We start from the raw sequence: 21,085 nt of genomic DNA, 5'->3' as shown, positions 1-21,085 counted from the left end.
GATGGCCGACGTTCCCTCCCAGATCCGCGGACGTTCCACGCTGCTGATCAAGCTGATCGTCTATGTGGCGGTGACCGGGCTGCTCACCGCGTTCATCGGCGCCCAGATCGCCAAGGTGAGCCTGTCGGGCGGCTGGTCGCTGAGCGCCACCTTCGACGACGCCAGCGGGCTGGCCCGGGGCGACCAGGTGAAGATCGCCGGCGCCCCGGTGGGCCGGGTCGACGAAGTGAAGGTCGTCGACGGCAAGGCCCGGGTGAAGATGACCGTGCGGGACTCGGTCAAGATCCCCGCCGACAGCACCGCGGCGATCCGCTGGCGGGACGCCATGGGCCAGCGGGTGGTGTACCTGATCCCCGGCAGCAGCACGACCATGATGCGGCCCGGGGCGCACATCAGCCGCACCAAGTCGGTGGTGGACGGCGGGGAGCTGGTCAACCAGCTCGTCCCGCTCACCGAAAGCCTGAGCGGCGAGCAGGTCAACCGACTGCTGGTCTCGCTGGCCCAGGCGGTGGACGGCAACGCCGCCGACATCGACCGGCTGATCGGCGACATCGAGCTGCTGTCGGCCACGCTGAGCCGGCGGCGCGAGTCGCTCAAGCAGATGATCGACGACTACGCCACCGTCAGCGAGATCATCGCCCGCCGCGACAAGCAGATCGCCTCCGTCGTGGACGACCTGGTCACCCTCAGCGAGGCGTTCACCGACAACCGCAAGCTGATCGACGACACGCTGGTGGAGCTGGCCGCCATGGCGCGCACCTCCGATGCGGTGCTGGCCCGCAACACCGCGCAGCTGGAGCAGGTCATCGCCAAGCTGGCGGTCTTCTCCTCGGGCGTGCGCCGCAACTACCGCAGCGTCCAGCAGGTCATGGAGCTGACCAAGCCGAAGCTGGAGCGCATCTTCGCGGCCGCCGACAACGGCGAGTACCTGGAGGTCGCCATTCCCTGCCTGACGCTGGTGGCGCCTCCCTGCCCCTACCCCACCCGGCTGCCCGGCCCGCGCGAGGGCGTGGGCAAGGTCGACACCTTGCCGAAGCTGCAGCGGCTGATGGTCGGAGGAGGCGACTGATGGCGCTGAAATCCTTCCGCGACCGCAACCGGATCGCCGTCGGGCTGGTGTCCGCCGGCACCCTCATCGCCCTGGTGGTGTCGGTGTACCTGATCGGCACCGAGGGCCTGCTGCTGCGCCGGTACACCATGTCGGGGGTGTTCGCCGACAGCGGCGGGCTGCGCGCCGGCGACCAGGTGCGGGTCGCCGGGGTGGACGTCGGCGAGGTCACCGAGGTCAAACCCGACTATGACAACGGCCGGGTGATCGTGACCTGGAAGGTCGACTCCGACGTGGACCTGGGGGTGGGCACCCGCGCCGAGATCAAGGTCTCCAACGTGCTGGGCGGCCGGTACCTGCGCCTGTCGGGCCCGGTGGGTCCCAGGCGCATGGCCGACCTGCCCGAGGAGCGGCGGCGCATCCCCATCGAGCGGACCTCGGTGCCCCACACCGTCAACGACATGCTCAAAAGCTCCACCGAGGCGATCAACAAGCTGGACACCAAGAGCATCCGCACCATCGTCGAGGAGCTGGGCGGCATCGGCGAACGCGACCGCGACCGGCTGTCACGGGCGCTGACCAACCTGACCGAGCTGGCCGAGACCGTCAACGAAAGCAGTCCCCGCATCCGCGAGCTGCTGGACAACGGCGAACGCCTGGTGCACCTGGCCCGCACCAAGGAGCAGCAGCTCATCGCGCTGATGAACAACGTGCGGGCGCTGCTGGAGGAGCTGCGGCTGCGCCGCGCCGAGCTGTCGGCCTTCCTGGGCGGCGGCAACGCCACCGTCAACGCCATGACCACGCTGATCGACCGGCAGCAGGCCAAGCTCACCCAGATCATGGAGGACCTGCAGGTCACGCTGGCGGGCCTGCGGCCCGCCAACGACGAGCTCAACGAGCTGCTGGCCTGGGCCGGGCCCACCCTCGGCGGGCTGGCCGCCGCCGGCAGCAAGGGCCCGTGGATCGAGCTGCTGGCCACCGGGCTCGGCCCGATCTCCCCCAAGGACCTGGGCGACCTGGCCCGCCGGCTGCCCCGGCAGCAGGGAGGCACCCGATGAGACGAGTGATCGCGGCGCTGGCCGCGCTGACCATGGCCGCCGCCACCGGCGGGTGCTCGGTGATCGACGGCGGCGGCACCTACCGGGTGACCGTCTACTTCAGCAAGGCCCCCTCGCTGTATGAGCGGTCGCAGGTCAAGGTGATGGGCATCCCCGCCGGCACCATCACCGACATCCGGCACGAAGGCGGCCGGGTGCGGGTCGAGCTGGACATCGACGAGGAGGTGCCGCTGCCCGCCGGCGTCCACGCCACCATCATGTCGGCCAACGCCCTGGGCGAACGCTTCATCCAGCTCCACCCGGCCTGGAAGAAGGGCGAGCCCAAGGCCCGGCCGGGCACGGTCATCCCCATCGAGCGCACCGAGCTGCCGGTGGAGATCGACGACGCGCTGGACGCCTTCGGCAAGCTGGGCGACTCCATCGACCCCAAGAGCCTGGGAGATTCCATCGCCAGTGGCGCCGACGGCCTGCGCGGCAAGGGCGGGGACATCAACCGGGCGCTGCAGGCGACCGCCACGCTCACCTCCGACCTGGCCGCCCAGGACGAGCGGCTGGTCAAGCTGGCCCGGGAGCTGCGGTCGCTGGCCACCACGTTGAACGAGCGGGAAAAGCGGCTCACCGAGCTGATCGACTCGTTCTCGGCCACCAGCCGCCAGCTCGCCGAGGAGCGGGCCGAACTGCAGCGTTTCATCGTGGGGCTGGCCCAGGCCATCCGCAAGAGCGACGTGCTGATCACGTCCTTGCGGGAGACGCTGCCCGGCACGGTCGCCGACATGTCCAACATCATCATGACCCTCAAGGCCAACGCCGGGACGCTCAACCAGACCATCGAGGCGCTCGCCGAGTTCACCGACGTGGCGGTCCAGGCCTGGGACAGGGAACGCCACGTGGCCACCGTCCGCGTCGTGGTGCACGGCACCGTCCGGGTCTGGCTGCAGCCCCTGTTCGACGCGCTGGGCTGGGGCACCGTCCCCTGCCTGCCGGACAAGCAGCTGGGCAACTGCACCGAGGGGGAAGGGCCATGAGACGTTCCGCCGCCGTCGCCACCGCCCTGGCCGTGACGCTGGCCGCAGGAGGCACCGGCTGCTCGGTGCAGACCGCCGGCGCCCCCAAGGGCGGCATGACGCTGAGTGCGACGTTCGAGGACGTGCAGACCCTGACCACCGGGCACAGCGTGCAGATCTCCGACGTGAAGGTCGGCACCGTCACCAAGATCGAGCTGAGCGGTTACCGGGCCCTGGTCACCATGTCGCTGGAGAAGGGCCGGCGCATCCCTACCGGCACCACCGCCACCATCTCCCGCACCTCCCTGCTGGGCGAGAACTACGTGCGGCTGGACCCGCCGCCCGGACGGGACCTGAGCACCGGCCCGTTCCTGCCGGACGGCGCCCACCTGTCGGCCACCTCGGTGCAGCCGGACCTGGAGCAGATCACCGAACGGGTGGGACCGCTGCTGGCCGCCATCAGCGGGCAGAACCTGCAGACCATCACCTCCGAGGGCGCCACCGCCGTCTCCGGCAAGGGCAAGCAGCTCAACACGCTGATCAAGAAGGCCGCCCAGGTCACCGACAGCTACGCCGCCGCCAACGCCGACCTGGCGCGGGCGCTGGACGCGCTGGCCGAGCTGGGCGGCACCCTGGAGGGCGGGCGCGACCGGCTCGACAAGCTGCCCGGCAACCTGCAGCTGGCCACCCAGCGGCTGAAGAACGAACGCGCCCAGCTCAAACGGTCGGTGCAGGAACTGCTCAAACTGGCCCGGTCGATCAATGACAACGTCCACCTGCGGCACGGCAAGCGCCTGGAAGCGGTGCTGCGGCGCGCCGAGGAACTGATCGACGCCGCCGTCCGCGGCCGCGAGCAGCTCAAGGCGCTGACCCTGTCGATATTGAAGCTGCTGAAGGGCCCCTCGGTCTCCTATAGCGGGCAGGCGCTGGTCATGGTCTGGCTGAAGGGCTTCCTGCCGCCGGCCGGCGGCGCCTCCGCCTCCCAAGGCCGCGCCGACTCCGGCGGCCCGCTGCGCGACCTGCTGGAGCCGCGGTCATGAACCACCAGCGCCGTATCGTCATCAACCTGGTCTTCTTCGCCGCGCTGGGCGTGGTGCTGGCGATCTGGGCGGTCACCAGCATCATCGACATCGACGCGCTGCGCCGTCCGGTGCCCGTCACCGCCGAGTTCGACTCCTCCCCCGGGCTGAGCCCCGACCTGGAGGTCACCCACCTGGGCGTGCGGGTCGGCAAGATCGGCGAGGTGCGTCTCAAGCCCGGCAGCGTGCACGTCCGCATCGATCTGGACCGGGACGCGCGGGTGCCGTCCACGGTGGGCGCGCGGGTGATGCGCAAGTCGGCCATCGGTGAGCCCCACATCGAGCTGACCGCGCCGCCGCCCTCGTCGGCCGAGCCCCGCCCGCTGCGGGCCGGGGACCACATCCCGCTGAGCCGCACCACGGGCACCGCCGATTACCAGAAGCTGTTCGGCACGCTCGGCGACACCCTCAAGGCGGTGGACCCGCGCGATGCGCAGACCCTGGTCCACGAGCTGGCCACCGGGCTGGAGGGCCGCCAGGACTCGCTGCGTGACGCCATCGCCGACACCCACCGCCTCACCGGCGCGCTGGCCGGTGAGGCCGGCACGCTGGACGCGCTGTCGGCGCAGGTCACCCGGCTCACCGGCACACTGGCCGGCCGCCGCTCCCAGATCGCCTCGGGAGTGCACGACCTGGCGCTGGTGTCCACCCAGATCCGCCGCTCCCGCCGGGACCTGGAGACGGTGCTGGATGAGGGACCCGACTTCCTGACGCAGGTCCACCGGCTGCTGGAAGAGGCCCGGCCGGGACTGGGCTGCCTGCTGACCGCGGCGGGCGCCCCCAGCGAGCCCTTGTTCACCCCGGCCAACGAGGCCAAGATCCACCACGTGCTGACGATGGTCCCGACCCTGCGGGCGCTGGTGTCGGACATCACCGTCGTCGAAAGCGGCGCCCGGTGGGCCAGGATCATGCCGGTGCTCACCATCGCCGGTCCCGACCAGGCCGCCGAGTTCGCCAAGCCCCGCCCCAAGCCCAAGGCCAAGCCGCTGAACGTCTGCCCGGCCACCCCCGGCGCCTCCTCCCGGCAGGCCGGGGCCTTCGCCGCCGGCGGCAAGGCGGGCACCGCCGGCGGCTCCTTGAGCGAGCAGGGCGCCACCGCGCTGCGCAAGACCGCCGGGGAGCAGGGCGCCGAGCCCTCCCCGCCGGCGCGCACCGCGCACCTGTTGCCTCCGCTGGTGGCGGCGCTCATCCTCATCATGGTCGCCGCCCGTTTCCTGCGTACCGTGATCCGCCGCCGGCCGGGTCGCTGAACCCTCGGGAGAGCTCATGACCACCAAGACCGACACGCCGCAGCAGGAGCCGAACCCGTCGATCTCCTGGCTCGGCGACGACACGGCGCCCGCCTCCGCGCGGCCCGCCGGGGACGCCGCGGAGCAGACCCCCGCCGAACCCGCCGCCGAGGAGAGCGCCGGGCAGAGCAAGCCGCCGTCCACCGGCAAGGACGGCTCCGCCGCCGCGGACGCCGCCTCGCCCGAGGCCACCGGGCCCGACGACGCCGAACCCGCCGTCAAGACCGTCCAGGCCAAGCGGGCCGCAGACGGTGGCGGGAAGCGGCGCAGGCCCACCGCCGGGATGCTGCTCAAGGCGGCGGTGGCGGTGGCGCTGGTGGCCTCCACCGTCACGGCGGGGCTGCAGTGGCACCGGGCGGAGACGCTGGCCGCCGAGCAGGAGGCCCGCCGGCAGGTCCGGGAGCGGGCCGGGCAGTTCGGGGTGGCGCTGCTCAGCTACCGCCACAACGACCTGAAGGCGGCCCGGGAGAAGGTGATGTCCATGGCCTCGGCGGACTTCGCCAAGACCTACGACGTGGCCTTCACCGGCGGCCTGGAGGGCGTCATCACCCAGCTGAAGGCCGACGCCACCGCCACGGTCAGCGACGTCTACGTCAGCGAGCTGTCCGACACCACCGCCAAGGCCATCGTGGTCCTGGACTCGGAGGTGCGCAGCTCGGCCGGCACCCGCCGGGTGGTGGGCTCGTACCTGGAGATGGACCTGGTGCTGCAGAAGGGCGAGTGGATGATCACCGACGTGTCGTCCATCGGGGCGCTGGACGAGCAGATGACCGACACCGGCGGCGGAAAGGACTCCGGCAAGGGCGACCGGTCCCGGGCAGCGGAACCGTCCGCCTCCCCCCGCCAGTGACCGGGGTATGGTCGGCGAGTCGACAGGTCACCGGGCGAAGCGCCGACAATGACGGGGACGCTTTGACTTTTTCCCACGACCGAAGCCGAGGGGTTCCGGTCCGCGCGGGCCGGAACCTCCCGTTTGACGGGACGAACCCAAGGACGGGTCTTGCACGGCCTCCACAGACCACGCCTCCCGGCGGCCCGGTCCCGGTCACCGAAGATCATCGCCGACACGGCCTTCCATGCGGCCTCATGCCGCGTCCTTTCCCTCACATGCCAGTGGAGGCCTCCACGTTCGGGGAGTTGTGATGAGCAAAGCCACCGCCGACGGCGGCCGGGCGCGCAGGGTGCGCAAGGAGCCGGACGAGCGGCGCGACCAGATTCTGCGGTGTGCCCGGGAACTGTTCAGCAAGCACCCCTATGAGGCGGTCTCCAGCGCCCAGATAGCCGACGCCGCCGGGGTCAGCCGCGGCCTGCTCAACCACTACTTCGGCACCAAGCGGGGGCTGTACCTGGCGGCCGTGCGGCAGATGCTGAGCGTGCCCCCGCCGCCGGTGCCGGCGTTCGTGGCGGGCGCCACCGTGCGCGACCGCGTCGCCCAGGCCCTGGACGCCTGGCTGGAGCTGCTGGAACGCAACCGGGGGACGTGGATCACCGCGCTGGACATGATGGCCTCCGGCGGTGACCGCGAGCTGGGCCGGATCCTGGACGAGGCCCGCGACCGGGCGGTCGCCCGCGTCACCGAGATCGTCGGGCTGACCCCGCTGGCCGCCGAGCACCCGGAGGTGCTGTCGGCGCTGCGGGGGTTCGCCGGGATGGCCATGGACACCAGCCGCGAGTGGCTCAAGTACGGCCGGCTGACCCGCGCCCAGGTGCACATGCTGCTGGAGCAGACCATCCTGCACCTCACCGAGCACCTCATCCCCCGCCTGGTGGCCGAGGCGGACCGGCCGGCCGCCGCCGAGGCCTCCCCGTCCTCGGTGTGACGGCGGGCCGGAAAAACCCGACGTCCTCCCCCGCCTGCGTACGAGGGAGGACGTCGAGGCCCCCGATTCGGTCAGCTCAACCGGTGACCGGCAGGTCCCGCGGCACCGGGGTGGGCTTGGGCGCCTCGGGCTTGGCCGGCTTGGGCTGCGGCTTGGCGGGCTTGGGCTCGCACGTCACCGAGGCGACGTTGAGCTGCTGCCCCTTGCCGTGCACGCCGGGCAGGTTGAGCTGCATGGCCGTGACGGTCACCCCGCCGTTGGCGGTGCGCTCCTGGCGGTTGAGGATGAGCGAGGCGTCCCCGACCCCCTTGATCGGCACTCGCAGGGTGCTGTTGGGCGGCGGGCTGACCGCCAGCGGCCGGCCGGCGATGCGGGCGTTGCCCAGGTAGGACGAGCCCTTGCCGGCGTGGCACCTGGCGCTGACCGTCTCGGCCCGCAGCAGGGCCTTGGCGACCTCCAGGTCGGAGACCCGGGCGTGCCCGTGCCGGCCCCGCGCCGAGGTCTCCAGCGCCGAGGCGTCCACCAAGGGGTTGTCGGGCAGCCGGGTGACGCTCTGGCGGGTGGGCCCGTTGCCGGACGAGGACACCGACGGGGTGGCCGGCAGGTTCACCAGACCGTCGGCGGTCAGGCCGTAAGCCGAGCCGTGGCCGCCCGGGTCGGCATACGAGATCGGTGCCGCCGCGACGATCAGCGGTGCCGCGAGTACCCCGGTGATGACGGCCGACCTGGCCGCAGATGACATACGCACTTTGCCTCCTTGAAAGATGGGCGGTCGTACCCGGAATCAGGTTGAGAGCGGGGTCTGTGGACGGGTCCTTCAGGTGACGAGGACGGGAGTGCCCAGCGGGACCTTCGACAGCCGGTCCAGCGCCTCGTCGGGCACCCGGATGCAGCCGTGGGTGACGGCCTTGCCGAAGACCGACGCATCGCGCCAGCCGTGGAAGGCGACCGTGCCGGGCCCTCCCCCGAAGGTCTCCAGGGTCTGCGAGTGCGCCCCGACCGGAATGACCAGCGGGCCGTAGGTGGCGTGGGACGGTTTGAGCAGGGCCAGCAGGAACGTGCGGCCGGCCGGGGTGGGCGTCTCGTCGGCGCCCACCGCCACCGTCCAGCTGCCGACCTGCCGGCCGGAGCGCAGCAGGGTCAGCCGGCGTTCCTGCCGGTCCACTGTGACCAGGTAGGGGGTGTGCGCGACGGTCAGCGCGCTCTCGTCCCGCCGGATCCATCCGGTCACCCCGTTGGGGCGGCTGGGCAGCAGCACCCGCAGCCACTCGCCCCTGGTCTCCACCACGGGAACCCAGGTGGGACCGTCCAGCTGCCGGTCGGGCAGCGCCGCCACCGGCGGCCCGCCCGGCTGTGCCGACACCGGAAGCGCGGCGTTCGGCCGCACCACCGTGCCGTCGGTCGCCGCGGACGGGGCCGGATCCTGCGGCAGCCCGCGCAACGTGGTGAACGTCGTGGCCCGCGGCAGCTTCGCAAGGTCCACGGCGACGCTCGGCTCGGCCTGCGGCCGCTGCTCGCCGCCGCTTCCACCGCCGCTTCCGCCGCCGCTCCCGCAGCCGCCGGTCGCGAGCACGGTGACGGCCGCCAGGGCGGCGGCCCCCGCCCGCACGGCACGCCATCGGCGGACGTGCCGCTTCGGCCGCACCGCAGCCGGGCGCGGCCGTCTGGAACGTTCGGTCACGAGAAACTCCAAGCCGGGACTTCCCGACGGCAGATTTGATCACCCAGTGCGATCGGTTAATCACACTGGAGTCAGATGTCTACCATGAGTGACCGCCGCATTGCACAGGGAAGCCGAATTACGAAAGGGAAAACTTTCCGCCGCCGCTCCCCGAGCACGCCGGCGACCTGCGCAATCGCCGTTTGCCGCAGATGACCGGCAGGAAACGGAAGCGAGGATTTGCCCGAAGTGGCAGCGGGCCTTGCAACCTGCCGCAACATCAGGTGCTTTCACCCCACCGCCGCCGAAGCCGGGACGGATTCTCCCCAGCCGGGATCGGCACCGTGACCTGGGACGATATGGCACTCGGCGGCTTTTGAGGCCACCGGTCAAAAAAGGCTTCAATTCTGGGCGAAAAATCAGTTGGCCCGCAGGCGGAGCAGGCTCTAGGGTCGGCAGACATGCACACCTGCGCTGCCCCTCCCGGCGGTGCGGCCGCACCGGCCGCCTGCGCGCCGGCGTTTCGCCGGCTGCGCACGAGGCCGGCCTCAGGCCCGCACGGCCGCTGAATCGCCGACCGCGACGGTTCTTCTCGCCACCTGAGTGAGGGACGGCTTCCCGGGCACCCGTGAAATATCCGGGAAAGTCGCCGTTTTCGCTGCGTTCTTTCGCGTGCCGTCGCTTCTGCGCGGGCCTGAGGGCTTCAGCCGCCCTTGACCGCCGTGGACGGACGGTTCGGACGTCTCCACCCCTGTGCGCCGTCCGTCCCCGTCGCCGGCCCGTGCCGGCAGCGAAGGACAGCGATCGTGTGCAACGCAGGAGAGGCAGCAGAACAAGCGCGCGCACCGGGCGGGACTGGACCCGCCGCAGCCTTTCGCAGAACTTCCTGGCCGACCCGGCCGCCATCGGCCGCTACGTCCGGGTCGTCACCCGTGATCTGCCCGGCGGGGCGCTGGTCGTGGAGGTGGGAGCGGGCGATGGACGCATCACCCGGGCGCTCGCCGCACACGCCGGGGCCGTCATCGCCTATGAGATCGATCCCGTCCTGGCCGGACGGCTGCACGCGGCCTGCCGTCCCCTCGGCAACGTGCGGTGCGTGCCGGGTGATTTCCTGAGCGCCCGGCCGCCCGCCCGGCCGTTCCACCTGACGGGCAGCATCCCCTATGCGGCGACCTCCCGCATCATGGACTGGGCGCTGGCCGCGCCGTCCCTGGCCTCGGCCACCTTGATCACCCAGCTGGAGTACGCGCTCAAACGCACCGGCGGGTACCGGCGCTGGAGCCGGCTGACCGTGCTGACCTGGCCGGTGTTCACCTGGCGGCTGGCCGGGCGCATCGACCGGCGCGCCTTCCGCCCCGTCCCGCGGGTGGACTCGGCGATCTTGCGCATCGAGCGGCGGGAGCGTCCGCTGCTGCCGCCCGGCCTGCCGGCGGGCTACCGGCGGTGCGTGGAGATCGGCTTCGGCGGCCGCGGCGGAACCCTGCACGCCTCGCTGCGCGGCGCCTACCCGCGTTCCCGGGTGGACGCCGCGTTCGAGGCGGCCGGGCTCGGCCGGGACACCGTGGTGGCCTACGTGCACCCCGACCAATGGGTGCGGCTGTTCAAGGCGCTGCGCGGGCCGGGCCGCAGGCCGTCCCCGGCGGCTCCCGGGGACGGCCTGCGGCAAGGGCTTACAGCAGGGAGGTCAGCAGCGCCCTGGTGCGCTCGCTGTCCTTGCCCTTGGAGAAGTCGCCGGCGACGAAGTCGGTGACGCCGTAGTCGGCCAGGGCCCGGATGCGGGCGCCGACGGTGTCCTCGTCGCCGATGATGGCCACGTCCTCGGGAGCGGCCACGCCCTCGCGCTCGAGCATGGCCCGATAGGACGGCAGGGTGCCGTACACCTGGTAGACCTTGGCGGCGCGCTGCCGGGCGGCGTCGACGTCGTCGGTGACGCACACCGGCAGGATGGCGACCACCCGGGGCGCGGGACGCCCGGCCTCCTGCGCGGCGGCGATGATGGTCGGCACGATGTGGTCCCGCAGGGTGACCGGGCCGGTCATCCAGGTCACGGTGCCGTCGGTGCGGCTGCCCGCCAGCTTGAGCATGCGGGGGCCGAGCGCGGCCACCACCACCGGGACCCGGCCGGTGCGGGGGGTGGACAGCGTGATGTTCCCCGCCAGGGTCTCCCCGGTGAACTGGGCCGGTTCGCCGTCCAGCAGCGGCAGCAGGACCGACAGGTACTCGCTCATGTGCTTGAGCGGGCGGGAGTAGTCCAGGCCGTACATGGCCTCGATCACGACCTGGTGGGACAGGCCGATGCCGAGGGTGAGCCGCCCGTCCAGGGCCAGCGCCGCGGTCAGCGCCTGCTGGGCGAGCACCGCCGGGTGACGCGGGTAGGTGGGCACCACCGAGGTGCCCACCTCGATCCCGGGGACCTGGCTGCCGGCCACCGCCAGCGCGGTCAGCGCGTCCACGCCGAAGATCTGCGTCACCCACGCCGAGGCGAAGCCGTCGTCGGCCGCCCGCCGCAGCTCGTCGCGGAGCCTGTGCAGGGCGTCCGGGCCGCTGGGTTCGTTCAACACGATTCCGATACGCAAAGCCGCCTCCCTGTGATCGCGGTCATGCTACGCCGCGCCCGGCGGCCGGGACGATCGCGGGGTGTTGCGGACGAGGCGTCTTCGGGCCGCCCGCCGGCCCTCCCTTCGGGGTGCCTCGCCGGAGGGAGGGCCGGGGCGCTCAGCGGGCGGGGACGGCCACGCGCATGGTCAAGACGCCGTCGCGTTCTTCGACCGGGGTGCCGAACTCGGCGGAGGCGGCCCGCAGCCGGTCGCGGATCCAGGCCCGTTCGTGCTCGACGGCCAGGCGGGTGCGGCAGTAGTCCAGCGCCAGCGGGACGGCGGTGATCTCCCGCGGCCCCGCGGCGTCCAGCGTGACCAGCCACAGCAGGCCCAGGTCGTTGTGCAGCTGGGCGTCCACGGCGTAGTCGTCGATGAAGTCGCCCAAGTCGTACAGGATCGGGCCGTCCACGCCGTGGAAGACGTGCGCCGAGTGCCCGGCGACCAGCGTCGCCCCCGCCTCCAGCAGCTGCCGGGCCGCCCGGCGCACATACGGCAGGGGCTCGGCGGTCATGTTGGGCCCCCAGTGCGGGGTGACCAGCACGGCGTCGCAGCGGGCGCGCAGGTCGGCGATCCGCTCGCGCACCCAGTCCGGGACGCCGCAGGAGAGGTCGGCGTAGGCCACCCCGGGGCGGTCCGGCCCGGCGGCCATGTCCGCGGGGTGATCGGTGAGCCCGAGCACCCCCAGCCGCATCCCGCGGGCCTGCAGGATCACGCCGGCCCTGGCGTGCTCGGCGTCCGGGCCCGCGCCGACCGTCTCGATCCCGGCGTTCTGCAGGTGCTCGCAGGTGTCCAGCAGGGCGTCGGGGCCGAAGTCCAGGGCGTGGTTGTTGGCCAGCGTGACGCAGTCGATCCCCAGCCAGGCCAGGGCCTGGGCCGCCTTGGCCGGGGCGCGGAAGTGGAACAGCTTGCCCGGCGACCGCCAGGGGGCGCCGCGTTCGGAGATGCAGCACTCCAAGTTGAGGACGGCCAGGTCCGCGGTGGCGAACCAGTCCCGCACCGCCGTGGAGAACAGGTCGTGGGAGGCGGCCACGCCGAGCCGCTTGGCCACGTCCCGGCCCAGCATCGCATCGCCCGCCAGCGCCAGCGTGATCGACATACCGTTCACCCCATTTCCGGGCACAACTCCCCATAAAGGGGTTTTCATGTCACTTACCCGGAATTTCACAATTCAGCCGGGGCGGTGTCAGCGCAGGCGGCGCAGGAAGGGATCCCAGGGGCGGTTCGGCACCAGCCGGATGCGGGCGTCCACCGCGACGACCCCGTCCGGACGGGCGATCAGCGGGTTGAGATCCAGCTCGGCGATCTCGGGGCGGTCGGCGGCCAGCCGGGACAGCCGCAGCAGCGCCTCGCGCAGCGCGGGCAGGTCGGCGGGCGGACGGCCGCGGTGCCCCCGCAGCAGCGGGGCGGCGCGCAGCCCGTCGATCAGCTCCTCGGCGTCCACGTCGGTCAGCGGCGCCATCCGGGCGCAGCGGTCGCCCAGCACCTCGGTGGCCACCCCGCCGAGCCCGAGCACCACCACCGGGCCGAAGATCTGCTCCTGGATCACCCCGGCCAGCACCTCGACGCCGTCATCGGCCCGTTCGCCCACCATGGCCTGCACCAGCACCCCTTCGAGGGCGTCGCCGAAACGCTCGGCCAGCTCCCGGTGGGCGCGGCGCACCTCCGCTTCCCCGGACAGGCCGAGGCGCAGCGCCCCGGCCTCGGTCTTGTGGACGACACCGGCGGCGTGCGCCTTCAGCGCCACCGAACCGCCCAGCTTGCGGGCGGCGGCGACGGCCTCCTCCTCGGTGCGCGCCCACCGCCACGGCGCCATCGGCAGCCGGTAGGCCTCCAGCAGCTCCATGGCCTGGTCGGGGGGCAGCCAGCCGCCGTCCGGGCACCGCTTGAGGAAGCCGCCGACGATCCGGTCCGCCCGCTCGCGGTCCAGGTCGGTGAACACCGGCTCCGTCCCCTGGGGGCGGCTGCGCCGGCGTCCATAGGAGGCGGCGTGGGCCAGCGCCGCCGCGGCGTTCTCCGGATAGGCGTAAGAGGGCACGCCGTCCCGGTTCACCGTCACCGTCTCGGCCTGCCCCAGCGTGACCGCCACCAGCGGCTTGCCGCCGCACCCGGCGACGGCGGCCGGCCTGCCGACCGCCGTGGGGACGGCCACCGCCATGACCGCGTCCACGCCCTCGTCGGCGGCGACCGCCGCCAGGGCGGCGCGGAAGGCGCGCGGCGGGACGGCGGCGGTGGCGTCCACCGGATTGTCCAGCGACGCCCCCTCCGGCAGCAGCTGCCGCAGCCGCCGCCGGGTGGACGCCGACAGCTCCGCGACGATCAGCCCCCGTTCGGTGCAGGCGTCGGCGGCCAGCACCCCGGCGCCGCCGGCGTTGGTGACGATGGCGACTTTGGAGCCGCGCGGGTAAGGCTGGTGCGCCAGCAGCGCCGCGGCGTCCACCAGCTCCCCCAGGTCGTCGGTGGCGACGATCCCGGCCTGGGCGAACAGCGCCCGGCGGGTCACCTCGGGGGTGGCGACGGCGGCGGTGTGGGAGGCGGCGGCCCGCCGTCCCGCCTGGGAGCGCCCGGCGATCACCGTCAGCAGCGGCATCTTGCGGCCCACCCGGCGGGCGGTGCGGGCGAACTTGCGCGGGTTGCCGAACGACTCCAGGTGCAGCACGCCCAGCCGGGTGACCCCGTCGGACTCCCACCACATGAGCATGTCGTTGGCGCTGACGTCGAGCTTGTCGCCGACCGAGGCGAAGGAGGAGATCCCGATGCCCAGCCGCGACAGGTGGTCCTGCAGCGCGATGCCCACCCCGCCGGACTGCACCACCACCCCGGCCGTCCCGGGCCGGGGGTCGCGCGGCGTGAACGTGGCGTCCAGCCCCGCCCCCGGGTCGGCGACGCCGATGCAGTTGGGGCCGACCAGCCGCATGCCGTAGCGGTGGCAGGCCTCCAGCAGGCGCCGCGCCTGCGGCTCGGTCAGGCCGGAGGAGATCACCACCAGCGCCCGCGCCCCGCGCCTGCCGCACTCCTCGGCGGCCTGCGGGACGATGTGGGCCGGGACGGTGAGGACGGCCAGGTCGGGCGGCTCGGGCAGCTCGGCGACCGACGGCACGCACCGCACCCCCTCCAGCTCCCGCCCGGCGCGGGGGTTGACCGCGTAGACGGGGAACGCGGCCGCCGCGTGCAGCCGCCGCAGCAGCGCGTTGCCGACCGAACGCCGCCGCCGGCTGGCGCCCACCACCACCGCGCTGGCCGGACGCAGCAGCGGCCACAGGCTCTCCACGGTGGCCAGCCGCTCCCGGCGTCCCACCGCCTCCAGGTACTCCTCGCTCTGCTCCAGCGGGATCTCCACCTCCACCAGGTCGGCGCGGTCGGTGCGGCGCACCGACATCCCGGTGTCGGCGAGCACCCGCAGCATCGCCTCGTTGCGGGCCAGGGTGTCGGCGCGAAAGCACCGCACGCCGCGGGAGCGGGCCAGTGAGCCGAGGTGTTCCAGCAGCAGCGTGCCCACGCCCCGGTGCCGCATCCAGTCGGCCACGACGACCGCCAGGTCGGCCACGCCGTCCTCTTCCGTGGGCTCATAGCCGGCCACCCCGATCAGCTCGCCGTGCAGCCACGCCCCCAGCGCCGCGTGGTCGGGTCCCGGCGGGCGGCACAGCTGCCACGCCGCCCGGTCGGCCATGCCCGGGTCGATGGTGAAGAACCGCAGATACCGACTCTCCGGTGACAGGCCCGCGTGCAGGGCGCGCACCTGCTCGCGGTCCGCACCGGTCAACGGGCGGATCTGGATCTGCACGCCGTCCTTCAGCAGTGCGCTGACCGGCTCGGCCGAAGTGACATCGAGGTGCACCTGGGTGGTCATACCGCCAGCGTGCGCCGCCTACCGCCCGGTCGAGCAGCGGCTAAAGCCCGCGGCCTGCCGGGACTTTCGCCCCCTCCCCGCCGGACGCCGCGCAAGGAGGCTGGAAATGGGAATGACGGGAAGGTGGGTGCGATGGAGCGGATGAACACGCTGGATGCGGGGTTCTACTTCGCCGACAGCGAGCAGGCGCCCTTGCACATCGCCTCGATCACGGTGCTGGAGGGGCCGCCGCCCTCCCGCGAGGAGATGCTCGGCGTCCTCACCGCCAAGCTGCCCAAGGTGCCGCGCTACCGGCAGCGGGTGCGCACCGTGCCGCTGAACCTGGACCTGCCGGTATGGGTGGACGATCCCCGCTTCCGGCTCTCCTACCACCTGCGGCACACCGCCCTGCCGTCCCCCGGGGGACGGCAGGAGCTGCAGAACCTGGTCGGGCGGATCATGAGCCAGCGGCTGGACCCCACCCGGCCGCTGTGGGAGATGTGGGTGGTCGAAGGGCTGGCCGGCGGGCAGTGGGCGCTGATCGCCAAGGTGCACCACTGCGTGGTGGACGGCGTCGGCGGCAGCGACCTGCTCACCGCTTTGTTCGACCTGGAGCCGCTCCCCGCCCCCGCCGCCGCCCGTCCCCCGGGTCCCGGAGAAGAGTCGGCCCCCTCCCGGCTGGCCCTGGCGATCAACGGGCTGGGGCAGAGCGTGGCGGTGCCGGCGGGCGCACTGGCCCGCAGGCTGACCCGGCTGCCGGCGCTGGGGCGGCCCGACCGGCTGCGCGAGGCCCGCGAGTTCACCGAGGGACTGCCGCAGACCGTCCAGCACATCACCCGACCCCCGGTGCCGTCGCTGCGCGGCCCCACCGGCCCGCACCGCCGCTGGATCGCCCTGCAGACCGAGCTGGACCGGGTCAAGGCCGTCCGCCGCGAGCTGGGCTGCACCGTCAACGACATCATCCTCGCGGCGGTCACCTGCGGTTTCCGGGAGCTGCTGGGCGCCCGGGGCGAACTGGAGGACGACACCACCGTCCGCTCCCTGGTGCCGGTCTCGGTGCGCACCGACGGGCAGGCCGGCGAACTCGGCAACCGGGTCTCGGCCCTGGTGGTCGAACTGCCCTGCGGCGAACGCGACCCGATCGTGCGGGTGGCCCAGCTGCACGGCCAGATGGCCCAGCTCAAGCAGACCCATCAGGCCGCCGGCGCCGACGCCCTGGTACGCCTGGCCGGCACCGCCCCCACCATGCTGTCCCTGGCCTCCCGGGCGGTGATCACGGTGATGCGCACCATGTTCCAGACGGTCACCACCAACGTTCCCGGCCCCCAGTTCCCGCTGTACATCGCCGGCCGCCGGGTGACCGCCCTCTACCCTTACGTCCCGATCGCCGCCGGCGCCGGCATCTCCACCGGCATCTTCTCCTACATGGGCCACCTGTGCTTCGGCGTGACCGGCGACTTCGACACCACCCCCGACCTGCAGACCTTCGTCAACGGCATCGCCACCGGCCTGGACGAACTCGCCGCCGCCATCCCCAACGGCCGCTGACCCCCACCGTTGGCCTGTGAGCGGTCAGTTCCGGTTCCGCCGCTCCGACCGCTTTGGATGACCGGCTGCAACGAGGGTGACCCAGATGGTCTTCCCGGCGCCGTCGATCAAGTACCAGACACGGCCCCGGCCTTGGCGTTCGCTGCGCGAACGGTCCATCCCGTGGGGCGTCGGATCTCCTCGCCCCGTCCGCTCATGCGCCGTTATCGAGGGGCCGGCCGCCGGTGCCGTCGAACGGGTCGGACAGGACGCGGGCGGTCTCCGGGTCGCTCCAGGCCAAGGCGGTGGACATCCAGGAGCGGCGGGCACGCGCATAGGGCAGCAGCTCTCCGGTGTCGGCGCCGGCGAGCAGGTGAGCGAGCAGTTCCCGCACGCACTGCCGACGCTCGCCCTCCGGCAGCCAGACGAGCCAGGGGAGGTCCTCGGCGAGGGCCTTCTCGGCGAGGACCCGGTTGGCGCGGGCGACGATCGTCATGGAACGGGCGAGGGTGACGAGCGCGTCACGTGCGGCCCGGTAACGCTCGTCACGGACCAGCCAGACGTTCTCGGCGTCCCGGCGTTCCAGCAGCACATCGGCGTCGTCCAGCTCAGCGAACACCTCGTTGCGGTCGCGGGCGAGGGTGCTGAACGGGAAGGCCTTCATGCACTCATGCTGACCGAGTGATGCATTAATGCAACACTAACGCATCACTCACTGCCCGGGGCGTTCGTCCAATCGACCTGCACAAAAGCCCTCTCCCTGCGGGGCAGGGAGGGGGTGGGGGGTGGAGGGTCGAAGAGGTCACCCTGGGCGGCTCACTTCAGGATCGGGAAGCGGCGGACCAGGGCGGTGCGCTCCCACATCGCGCCCAGGCCGAGGGTGTCTCCGGCCTTGACCAGGGCCAGGCCGATCAGGACGAGGGCGTAGATGATGTGGTCGTCCAGGATCGGGTTGTTTTCGGGGGGCAGCACGGCGGTCCACATCATCACCATCAGCAGCGTGCCGCTGGCGGCGGCGATCCGCATGCCGATGCCGAGGGCCAGCGCGGTGCCGATGCCGAGCAGGCCCAGCATGAACAGCCAGTCCACCCAGGCCATGCCGGCCAGGCCGTGGTAGAAGTCGGCGAACGGGCCGCTCGCGGCGTTCTTGAGGAATCCCTCGGTCGGGCTGCCGCCCTCCAACCACGCCTTGGCCGCCGGGGTGCCGTGGCCCAGGCCGAAGGTCTTGTCCAGGAACGCCCACAGGAAGATCCAGGCCAGTCCCAGCCGGGCCGCCGCCCACACGTACCGGGCGGCAGGGGGTTCGGTCAGCGGGGCGGCCAGGTGCGGACGGGGGAATCCGCGATGCTCACCGCGAGTTTTGTCGCCGGCTTTTCCTTCCAGGACGGCCATTGCAGTCACCTTCTCGGGGTCGGTGTCCGTCTGCTTTCGACGCCCTCAGTCAATCCCTCCGCACTAAAAGACAGGAGGGCACAACGGACCCCGCCGGAGGGCCTTTAGCCCTGATTTCTGCGGGCACATCGGCCCGTTTCACCGGCGACCCGATTCGGCCGGAAAACAGTATCCGCAGGTCAGGAATCGGCGGCCAGCGGCACGGTCCACACCAGCCGAGCGCCGCCTTCGGGACGGTTCTGGACGGTGAAGGTGCCGCCCAGGCGCTGGGCGCGTTCGGCCATGTTGCGCAGGCCGCTGCGGCGGCCGCCCTCGGGGATGCCGACGCCGTTGTCCTCCACCCGCAAGGTCAGGTCGCTGTCGCCGACGTCCACGCTCACCGACGCCTCGCTGGCGTGGGCGTGGCGGGCGACGTTGGACAGCGCCTCGTGGGTCACCGCCAGCAGGTGCTCGCCGATGCTCTCGTCCACCGCGGTGTCCAGCAGGCCGTCCAGGCGGACCGAGGGGGCGAAGCCCAGGTTCTCGGCGGCGGCGTCCACCACGTGGTGCAGCCGGCTGCGCAGGCTTTCCTCATCGGGCGGGGTCTGCAGGGCGAAGATGGTGGAGCGGATCTGCCGGATGGTGTCGTCCAGGTCGTCCACGGCGCGGCGCACCCGCGCCTGGGCGTCGGGGCGGTCGATCAGCTTGGCGGCGCTCATCAGCGTCATCGCGGTGGCGAACAGCCGCTGGATGACGGTGTCGTGCAGGTCCTTGGCGATCCGGTCGCGGTCTTCCAGCAGGGTGAGCCGTTCGGCGTCGCGGCGCCGCTCGGCCAGCTCCAGCGCCACGGTGACCGGGCCGGCGAACGCCTCCAGCAGCCGCCGGGCGTCCTCGCGGAACGGCAGCGACTGCGGCTTGTCGGCCACCCAGATCACGCCGCGGGCGGTGCTGCCGGTGCCCAGCGGGACGATCAGCACCGGGCCGACCCGCAGCTGCGGGTCCTCCACCAGCGGCTGCCCCTCCACCAGCGAGGACGGCTCCCCGGAGCGGTAGACCTGCAGCGCCTCCGCCGGCTGCTCCATGGGCACGCGCCGGCCGGTGAAGCGCTCGGCGTCCTCCCCGGCGGCGGCCTCGATCACGAACTCCCCGGCGTCCTCGTCGGCCAGCGCCACCATCGCCAGCTCCGCGTCGCAGATCTGCCGGGCCCGCTCGGCCACCAAAGCGATCACATCGGAACGTTCCCGGCCCGACAGCAGCGCGGTGGTGACCTCGCCGGAGGCCGCCAGCCACCGCTCGCGCTGCCGGCCGGCCTCATACAGCCGGGCGTTCTCGATCGCCACGCCGGCCGCGGTGGCCAGCGCGGTCAGCACGATCTCGTCTTCTTCCTCGAAGTCGCCGCCGCCGACCTTCTCGGTCAGGTACAGGTTGCCGAACACCTCGTCGCGGACCCGGATCGGCACGCCCAGGAACCGCTTCATCACCGGGTGCCCGGGCGGGAAGCCGTAGGCCTCGGGGTGCTTGGTCAGGTCGTGCAGCCGCAGCGGCCGGGGGTCTTTGATCAGCAGGCCCAGGATGCCGTGGCCGTGCGGCCAGTGGCCGATGGCGTCGATCTCCTCCTGGGTGACCCCGACGCTGACGAACTGCACCAGCCGTTCGCCTTCTTCGCCGATCACCCCCAGCGCGCCGTAGCGGGCGTCCACCAGCGTGGTGGCCGCCTCGGTGATCCGGCGCAGCACCGTCTCCAGGTCCAGGTCCCCGCCGATCGAGACCACGGCTTCCAGCAGCGCGTGCACGCGGTCACGGGTGGAGCGGACGGTCTCCAGACGCGCTTGCAGCTCCGTCAGAAGATCGTCCAGTTTCAGTTGTGGAAGTAGCAGTCTCGCCCGGTCCTCGCCTGCACCCTGTTCCGGAGCCACGGCTTCATTGTAGGTAGCACCCCCTCTACTGCCGGATTCGGGACCTTGGTCCCCCTATATTCGGGACGTTCGAGTTCTCCCCGCATCGGGTACGGCGATTAACGTCAGCATCGCGCCCCACAAGGGCCGGTCCGGATCGACGAGTGAGGAAGCATCATGAGCGCCGAGCAGTCGCAGGATCAACGGACCATCCGGGTGTTCCTGCTGGACGACCACGAGGTCGTGCGGCGGGGTGTGGCCGCGTTGCTGTCCGCCGAGGACGACATCGAGATCGTCGGCGAGGCCGGGACCGCCGAACAGGCGCTGGCCCGCATTCCGGCGGCCCGTCCCGACGTGGCCGTGCTGGATGTGCGGCTGCCCGACGGCGACGGGGTGAGCGTGTGCCGGGAGATCCGCTCCCGGATGCCCGAGGTCGCCTGCCTGATGCTGACCTCGTTCGAGGATGAGGAGGCTCTTTTCGACGCGGTCATGGCGGGCGCGGCCGGCTATGTGCTCAAGCAGATCCACGGCTCGGACCTGGTCGGCGCCATCCGCACGGTGGCCTCCGGCCAGTCGCTGCTGGACCCGCAGAGCACCGCCAAGATGCTGCAGCGGGTGCGCGAGCGCGCCGCCCGCAAGGACCCGCTGGCCTCGTTGACGGATCAGGAGCGGCAGATTCTGGAACTGATCGGCGAAGGGCTGACCAACCGGCAGATCGGCGAGCGCATGTTCTTGGCCGAAAAAACCGTCAAGAACTACGTTTCGAATCTCTTCACCAAGCTCGACATGCGCCGCCGCACCCAGGCCGCCGCGCTGGCCGCCCAGCTCAAGGCCAACCGGGGCAGCCTGTCCCGCTGAGCGCGCTCCGCGGCGTTGTCCCAGGCAGGCCCCAGGAAGGGACCTTCGTCCCT

At 72.3% G+C, this 21,085-nt stretch carries 17 protein-coding genes and 1 pseudogene; 10 read left to right on the top strand and 8 right to left on the bottom strand.

The genetic code is table 11. The annotated features are described in order from the left end of the window. Position 1: 1 nt before the first annotated feature. From TCUR_RS02540 to TCUR_RS02510, 7 genes are all read left to right on the top strand, one after another. Complete coding sequence (locus TCUR_RS02540; RefSeq protein WP_012850898.1) at positions 2 to 1,069, top strand: MCE family protein; 1,068 nt, start codon at positions 2 to 4, stop codon at positions 1,067 to 1,069. Next, positions 1,069 to 2,106, top strand: a complete 1,038-nt coding sequence (locus TCUR_RS02535) for an MlaD family protein (protein ID WP_012850897.1) — start codon at positions 1,069 to 1,071, stop codon at positions 2,104 to 2,106. Before TCUR_RS02540 ends, TCUR_RS02535 begins: the two co-directional genes overlap by 1 nt. After that, positions 2,103 to 3,131 carry an MCE family protein gene (locus TCUR_RS02530; protein ID WP_012850896.1) on the top strand — a complete coding sequence of 343 codons (1,029 nt, stop codon included), beginning with the start codon at positions 2,103 to 2,105 and terminating at the stop codon, positions 3,129 to 3,131. Before TCUR_RS02535 ends, TCUR_RS02530 begins: the two co-directional genes overlap by 4 nt. Further along, complete coding sequence (locus tag TCUR_RS02525) at positions 3,128 to 4,150, top strand: MCE family protein (protein WP_012850895.1); 1,023 nt, start codon at positions 3,128 to 3,130, stop codon at positions 4,148 to 4,150. Before TCUR_RS02530 ends, TCUR_RS02525 begins: the two co-directional genes overlap by 4 nt. Next, a complete protein-coding gene (locus TCUR_RS28235; protein ID WP_012850894.1) occupies positions 4,147 to 5,439 on the top strand; it encodes an MlaD family protein in 1,293 nt (430 codons plus the stop codon). The genes TCUR_RS02525 and TCUR_RS28235 overlap by 4 nt, the downstream gene beginning before the upstream one ends. A gap of 16 nt (positions 5,440 to 5,455) precedes the next feature. Continuing rightward, complete coding sequence (locus tag TCUR_RS02515; RefSeq protein WP_012850893.1) at positions 5,456 to 6,328, top strand: hypothetical protein; 873 nt, start codon at positions 5,456 to 5,458, stop codon at positions 6,326 to 6,328. Positions 6,329 to 6,620: 292 nt separating this feature from the next. Next, the gene (locus tag TCUR_RS02510; RefSeq protein WP_012850892.1) at positions 6,621 to 7,298 is read left to right on the top strand and encodes a TetR/AcrR family transcriptional regulator; all 678 of its coding nucleotides are present in this window, start codon (positions 6,621 to 6,623) and stop codon (positions 7,296 to 7,298) included. A gap of 76 nt (positions 7,299 to 7,374) precedes the next feature. On the opposite strand, the gene TCUR_RS02505 is transcribed toward TCUR_RS02510, so the two are convergent. Both TCUR_RS02505 and TCUR_RS02500 read right to left on the bottom strand, forming a co-directional pair. Further along, positions 7,375 to 8,040, bottom strand: coding sequence for a choice-of-anchor P family protein (locus TCUR_RS02505; RefSeq protein WP_012850891.1), 666 nt, complete (start codon positions 8,038 to 8,040; stop codon positions 7,375 to 7,377). Positions 8,041 to 8,115: 75 nt separating this feature from the next. Next, positions 8,116 to 8,979, bottom strand: a complete 864-nt coding sequence (locus tag TCUR_RS02500; protein WP_012850890.1) for a L,D-transpeptidase — start codon at positions 8,977 to 8,979, stop codon at positions 8,116 to 8,118. 787 nt (positions 8,980 to 9,766) lie between these two features. Here TCUR_RS02500 and erm point away from each other — a divergent pair. After that, positions 9,767 to 10,570: pseudogene (erm, locus tag TCUR_RS02495) on the top strand (ErmE/ErmH/ErmO/ErmR family 23S rRNA (adenine(2058)-N(6))-methyltransferase); the annotation flags it as partial. A 58-nt stretch (positions 10,571 to 10,628) separates the two neighbouring features. Here the strand turns inward: erm and TCUR_RS02490 are convergent. From TCUR_RS02490 to TCUR_RS02480, 3 genes are all read right to left on the bottom strand, one after another. After that, the gene (locus TCUR_RS02490) at positions 10,629 to 11,534 is read right to left on the bottom strand and encodes an LLM class F420-dependent oxidoreductase (RefSeq protein ID WP_012850888.1); all 906 of its coding nucleotides are present in this window, start codon (positions 11,532 to 11,534) and stop codon (positions 10,629 to 10,631) included. Positions 11,535 to 11,673: 139 nt separating this feature from the next. After that, positions 11,674 to 12,651, bottom strand: a complete 978-nt coding sequence (locus TCUR_RS02485; RefSeq protein WP_012850887.1) for a CapA family protein — start codon at positions 12,649 to 12,651, stop codon at positions 11,674 to 11,676. An 87-nt stretch (positions 12,652 to 12,738) separates the two neighbouring features. Beyond that, positions 12,739 to 15,402 carry a bifunctional acetate--CoA ligase family protein/GNAT family N-acetyltransferase gene (locus TCUR_RS02480; protein WP_012850886.1) on the bottom strand — a complete coding sequence of 888 codons (2,664 nt, stop codon included), beginning with the start codon at positions 15,400 to 15,402 and terminating at the stop codon, positions 12,739 to 12,741. Between the two features lie 132 nt (positions 15,403 to 15,534). Here TCUR_RS02480 and TCUR_RS02475 point away from each other — a divergent pair, with 132 nt between their 5' ends. Then, positions 15,535 to 16,929 carry a WS/DGAT/MGAT family O-acyltransferase gene (locus tag TCUR_RS02475; RefSeq protein WP_012850885.1) on the top strand — a complete coding sequence of 465 codons (1,395 nt, stop codon included), beginning with the start codon at positions 15,535 to 15,537 and terminating at the stop codon, positions 16,927 to 16,929. Positions 16,930 to 17,122: 193 nt separating this feature from the next. On the opposite strand, the gene TCUR_RS02470 is transcribed toward TCUR_RS02475, so the two are convergent. From TCUR_RS02470 to TCUR_RS02460, 3 genes are all read right to left on the bottom strand, one after another. Then, positions 17,123 to 17,572 carry a hypothetical protein gene (locus TCUR_RS02470; protein WP_012850884.1) on the bottom strand — a complete coding sequence of 150 codons (450 nt, stop codon included), beginning with the start codon at positions 17,570 to 17,572 and terminating at the stop codon, positions 17,123 to 17,125. A 152-nt stretch (positions 17,573 to 17,724) separates the two neighbouring features. After that, positions 17,725 to 18,300, bottom strand: a complete 576-nt coding sequence (locus tag TCUR_RS02465; RefSeq protein WP_012850883.1) for a membrane protein — start codon at positions 18,298 to 18,300, stop codon at positions 17,725 to 17,727. 179 nt (positions 18,301 to 18,479) lie between these two features. After that, positions 18,480 to 20,195, bottom strand: a complete 1,716-nt coding sequence (locus TCUR_RS02460) for a sensor histidine kinase (RefSeq protein WP_012850882.1) — start codon at positions 20,193 to 20,195, stop codon at positions 18,480 to 18,482. A 156-nt stretch (positions 20,196 to 20,351) separates the two neighbouring features. Between TCUR_RS02460 and TCUR_RS02455 the strand changes: the two genes are divergently transcribed. Next, positions 20,352 to 21,032, top strand: coding sequence for a response regulator (locus tag TCUR_RS02455; protein WP_012850881.1), 681 nt, complete (start codon positions 20,352 to 20,354; stop codon positions 21,030 to 21,032). The last annotated feature ends 53 nt before the right edge of the window (positions 21,033 to 21,085 follow it).

The organism is Thermomonospora curvata DSM 43183 (assembly GCF_000024385.1).
Classification (GTDB): domain Bacteria; phylum Actinomycetota; class Actinomycetes; order Streptosporangiales; family Streptosporangiaceae; genus Thermomonospora; species Thermomonospora curvata.
This window is presented reverse-complemented; position numbering and strand designations above follow the sequence as displayed.

Bases quoted from the DNA above. Each gene is read 5' to 3' on its own strand.
- TCUR_RS02540 (WP_012850898.1), top strand. From the start codon at position 2: ATGGCCGACGTTCCCTCCCAGATCCGCGGACGTTCCACGCTGCTGATC.
- TCUR_RS02535 (WP_012850897.1), top strand. From the start codon at position 1,069: ATGGCGCTGAAATCCTTCCGCGACCGCAACCGGATCGCCGTCGGGCTG.
- TCUR_RS02530 (WP_012850896.1), top strand. From the start codon at position 2,103: ATGAGACGAGTGATCGCGGCGCTGGCCGCGCTGACCATGGCCGCCGCC.
- TCUR_RS02525 (WP_012850895.1), top strand. From the start codon at position 3,128: ATGAGACGTTCCGCCGCCGTCGCCACCGCCCTGGCCGTGACGCTGGCC.
- TCUR_RS28235 (WP_012850894.1), top strand. From the start codon at position 4,147: ATGAACCACCAGCGCCGTATCGTCATCAACCTGGTCTTCTTCGCCGCG.
- TCUR_RS02515 (WP_012850893.1), top strand. From the start codon at position 5,456: ATGACCACCAAGACCGACACGCCGCAGCAGGAGCCGAACCCGTCGATC.
- TCUR_RS02510 (WP_012850892.1), top strand. From the start codon at position 6,621: ATGAGCAAAGCCACCGCCGACGGCGGCCGGGCGCGCAGGGTGCGCAAG.
- TCUR_RS02505 (WP_012850891.1), bottom strand. From the start codon at position 8,040: ATGTCATCTGCGGCCAGGTCGGCCGTCATCACCGGGGTACTCGCGGCA.
- TCUR_RS02485 (WP_012850887.1), bottom strand. From the start codon at position 12,651: ATGTCGATCACGCTGGCGCTGGCGGGCGATGCGATGCTGGGCCGGGAC.
- TCUR_RS02480 (WP_012850886.1), bottom strand. From the start codon at position 15,402: ATGACCACCCAGGTGCACCTCGATGTCACTTCGGCCGAGCCGGTCAGC.
- TCUR_RS02475 (WP_012850885.1), top strand. From the start codon at position 15,535: ATGGAGCGGATGAACACGCTGGATGCGGGGTTCTACTTCGCCGACAGC.
- TCUR_RS02470 (WP_012850884.1), bottom strand. From the start codon at position 17,572: ATGAAGGCCTTCCCGTTCAGCACCCTCGCCCGCGACCGCAACGAGGTG.
- TCUR_RS02465 (WP_012850883.1), bottom strand. From the start codon at position 18,300: ATGGCCGTCCTGGAAGGAAAAGCCGGCGACAAAACTCGCGGTGAGCAT.
- TCUR_RS02455 (WP_012850881.1), top strand. From the start codon at position 20,352: ATGAGCGCCGAGCAGTCGCAGGATCAACGGACCATCCGGGTGTTCCTG.